3 protein-coding genes and 1 pseudogene are annotated in these 3,267 nt (G+C 49.3%); 1 reads left to right on the top strand and 3 read right to left on the bottom strand.

Features of this window, described 5'->3' with window-relative positions; all coding sequences use genetic code 11:
- The 3 genes and pseudogenes from BWI44_RS12760 to istA form a co-directional block, all read right to left on the bottom strand.
- Nucleotides 1–180 (bottom strand): annotated as a pseudogene (locus BWI44_RS12760) (type II toxin-antitoxin system RelE/ParE family toxin); the annotation flags it as partial.
- A 242-nt stretch (nt 181–422) separates the two neighbouring features.
- The gene (gene istB / locus BWI44_RS12765) at nt 423–1,205 is read right to left on the bottom strand and encodes an IS21-like element helper ATPase IstB (protein ID WP_005824105.1); all 783 of its coding nucleotides are present in this window, start codon (nt 1,203–1,205) and stop codon (nt 423–425) included.
- On the bottom strand, nt 1,192–2,772 hold the full coding sequence (istA, locus tag BWI44_RS12770) for an IS21 family transposase (RefSeq protein WP_195209334.1): 1,581 nt from the start codon (nt 2,770–2,772) through the stop codon (nt 1,192–1,194). Before istA ends, istB begins: the two co-directional genes overlap by 14 nt.
- Nucleotides 2,773–2,983: 211 nt before the next feature.
- On the opposite strand from istA, the gene BWI44_RS12775 reads away from it, so the two are divergent.
- A partial coding sequence (locus BWI44_RS12775) for a plasmid mobilization protein (RefSeq protein WP_286814418.1) occupies nt 2,984–3,267 on the top strand: 284 nt, incomplete at its 3' end.

A 3,267-nucleotide genomic window follows, 5' to 3' on the forward strand; every position in this document is an offset into this window, starting at 1 on the left:
GTCCGTATGCTCCAAGTGTTTCACAAACTTCGTACTAAGTACATACTCTGTTCTGATAATATCCATAGTATGTTCAAACTTAGCTTTTACTTTATCTTGCAACATACCGTAGAACTCTGCAAACTCATCTGAGAAATACAATTCACGTATATCATTATCCTTTTTATCTGTTGCTTTCATAATGCAAATGTAACTAATCAGATACAATTAAGCAAATATAATATAGACTCTTTAAAGTATTTAACACAACTCACTTCAGGTTCTTATACTTATCCTTTAGAAATTAGATCTCAACTAAAAGCATTAATACTTGGAAAATCCAGTGTAAGCTGCCCCCTAAAACCAAGCGATTCTGCCCCCTTAAAACATTCAACAATGCCCCCTTAAAAAGTCTTGACCGATGGGGTTATTATTATTTTAGTTTATTTCCCTCTGTATGCAGCCATTTTACGGACACTTTCTCCTGTCAGCTCAATCCGGTGCGCCGTATGTATAATACGATCCATAATGGCATCTGCTACTGTAGGGTCTCCGATTGCATCATACCAATTGTCCGTTGGCAGTTGCGAGGTGATGATGATGGACTTGCGCCCATGTCGGTCCTCTATTATATCGAGCAGGATGGGTCGTTCCTTGGCATCAAGGTTCACAAGGAAGAGGTCATCCAATATGAGCAGCGTGCTCCGTTCGATTCTCTTGAGTTCCGATTCCAGTGTGCCTTTTACTTTTGCCACCTTAAGCGTACCCATAAGTTTCGGAGCATTCGCATAATATGTCCGTATGCCCTTCTTGCAGGCTTCATACCCCATTGCTGTGGCAAGGAAGCTCTTCCCGGTACCGGATGACCCTGTGATGAAGAGGTTCTGTCCCTTGCGGATGAACTCCAGCGATGCAAGCCGCTCCATCTGATTGCGGTCAAGGCCACGCGGGATTGCATAGTCTATCTGCTCGAGGCAGGCCTTGTAGCGGAACGCCGCCCCGCGTATAAGGCGTTGGATGGCTGCATTGGCACGGTAGTCCCATTCCCTGGCAAGTAACATGTGCAGGAAAGAGTCGATTGTCATTGTTTCTGCCATAGTGGAGGTCAGGCTTTCAGTGAAGGCGGCGGCCATGCCGTGCAGCTTCATACGGTTCATCAGTTCGATTGTCAACGTGTTGCGGTCTTTTTCGACAGCTATCGGTGCGGTAAGATTATTTGTTTCCATTGTTGTCTCTATTTAAATGTTTTAATTGTGCGAAGTAGGCTGCTCCGCGGATGTTTTTGTGGATAGATGTTACGGGGACCTCATCGTCGATGTCGTCTTTTGACAGGAAGTCTGCATCATCCCCGCGTTCAAGGATCCGCCTTATCTCCTGATATCCGTATAGGCGCAGTTGCGTGGCGCATGCGCTTGCCGCCACCAACCGTTCCAGCCCGAAGGTCTTCTCCAACGCCATGATGCCTCTGCATGAACGGAACGCCGCGGGAGGATACTTCTTGAGTTCCGCCACCTTGCGCAGATACAGCAGCAGGACGTTATCTGTCTGGCCGGCCCGTTCGTAAATCTGTTCCAGATCCTTTTCATAACTTCCATGACGTCCGGGCAGTCCGTGGGCATCCTTGGTCGTATAGGAGTATGGCGTGTCATCGCGCTGGTGTGTGGTCACCAGACGCAGGCCATGATATATTTCCAGCGTGTCCGCATCATAGACAATCTCGACACGTTTGCCTATATACTCTTTCGGTACGCTGTAATGGTGAAGCCTGAAGGTGACATAGCCGTTACGCATTACTGTTGCGGAGCGTCGCTCTTTCATCTGATGGCGTATGGCGGGAAGCGGGCGGAGGCAGTCGGACTCAATCTGCTCGAACTGTTCCCGTCTGGACTGGGGACGCCCGCTCATCCTGCGTCCGTTGAAGGCCGAGAGCGATTCGGATATGGCCGCATTCAGAGACTCCAGCGAGTGGAATACAAGACCCTCGATGTCAGCGTAGACGGATCGGTAAAGCAGCTTCACGGCATTCTCCACCAAGGCCTTGTCCTTTGGATAACGTACCCGTGTGGGGTATACGGTACATCCGTAGTGTTCGGCAAATGCCGCAAACTCCTCGTTGATTACCGGCTCGTTACGGTCGCTGCGGGTTACCGCCGATTTGAGGTTGTCTGGTACGATCGCCATCGGAACCCCGCCGTAAAAATGAAGCGCGTTCTCACACGCCTTAATCAAGTCCTGCCTTGACTGGGACCAGACCGCCTCACAATAGGTATAGTGGCTGCACGGAAGTATGGCCACGAACACTTCAACGCTGCGACATTCACCGCTTTCACTGTCAACGACTTCCAGTTTGTCACCGGCGAAGTCGATATACATCTGGTCTCCGACATAATGCTCGACATGGCCTACGACATGTGTCACCATACGGTAACGCATGAGATAGTTGCCGAAACTGGCATGTCTGTATCCGTCAGGATGGGTCTCGCGGTACTCTTCGTACAGGGTTTTCACTGTTACGCCTCGGCGGCTAAGCCGGGCAGCATACTCAGGAAGGAGTGCCTCAAGCTCAAGCTGGCGTTGTGACGGTTCCCTGTTACGGCCAACACCTTCAGAGAACATTTCCTGGATGCGAGCGGAAGGCATGGCGGCCAACTCCTTTATCGGTATACCACACTCTTGAAACAGGCGCACATATCTGCGCACCGTGTTGCGGGAAAGCTCAAAGCTCCTGCTTATCTGCTTTATCCCCATCCCCAATGCGTAACATTGGAGGATGTTTGCTATCTTTGTTGTCATAGTAGAAATGATTTTATCCCACCGGTCAAGACGGGAATCAAATCTACGAAAAATCCCCTGCCGGGCATTGTCAAGCAGGGGTATTTTTATATTGGAATCAAGGGGGTAGGATTATTTTAGCACAAGGGGGCAGAATCGCTTGGTTTTAGGGGGCAGCTTACACTGGATTTTCCAACAATGGACAAACCATAAAATTAAAAGAATAAGAAGAATGAAAAAGAAGAGCAAGTACGGGAGAAATCCCAAATTGAATCCGAAGACGCACTGCGTGATGGTGCGCTTCGACGATGTGGAATGGAACAGGTTCCTAATGATGTACGAGGAATCGAACGTGTATGCGAAAGCCGTCTTTCTCAAGGCGCATTTCTTCGGACAGAAGTTCAAGGTGCTGAAGGTGGACAAGACGCTGGTGGACTACTACACCAAACTGTCGGACTTCCACGCCCAGTTCCGTGCCATCGGTACGAACTACAATCAGGTCGTTAAAGAGTTGCG

The organism is Bacteroides sp. Phil13 (assembly GCF_001940965.1).
Taxonomy (GTDB): domain Bacteria; phylum Bacteroidota; class Bacteroidia; order Bacteroidales; family Bacteroidaceae; genus Bacteroides; species Bacteroides intestinalis.

Excerpts from the sequence above, each read along its gene's own strand:
- istA (WP_195209334.1), bottom strand. The coding sequence starts at position 2,772 with ATGACAACAAAGATAGCAAACATCCTCCAATGTTACGCATTGGGGATG.
- istB (WP_005824105.1), bottom strand. The coding sequence starts at position 1,205 with ATGGAAACAAATAATCTTACCGCACCGATAGCTGTCGAAAAAGACCGC.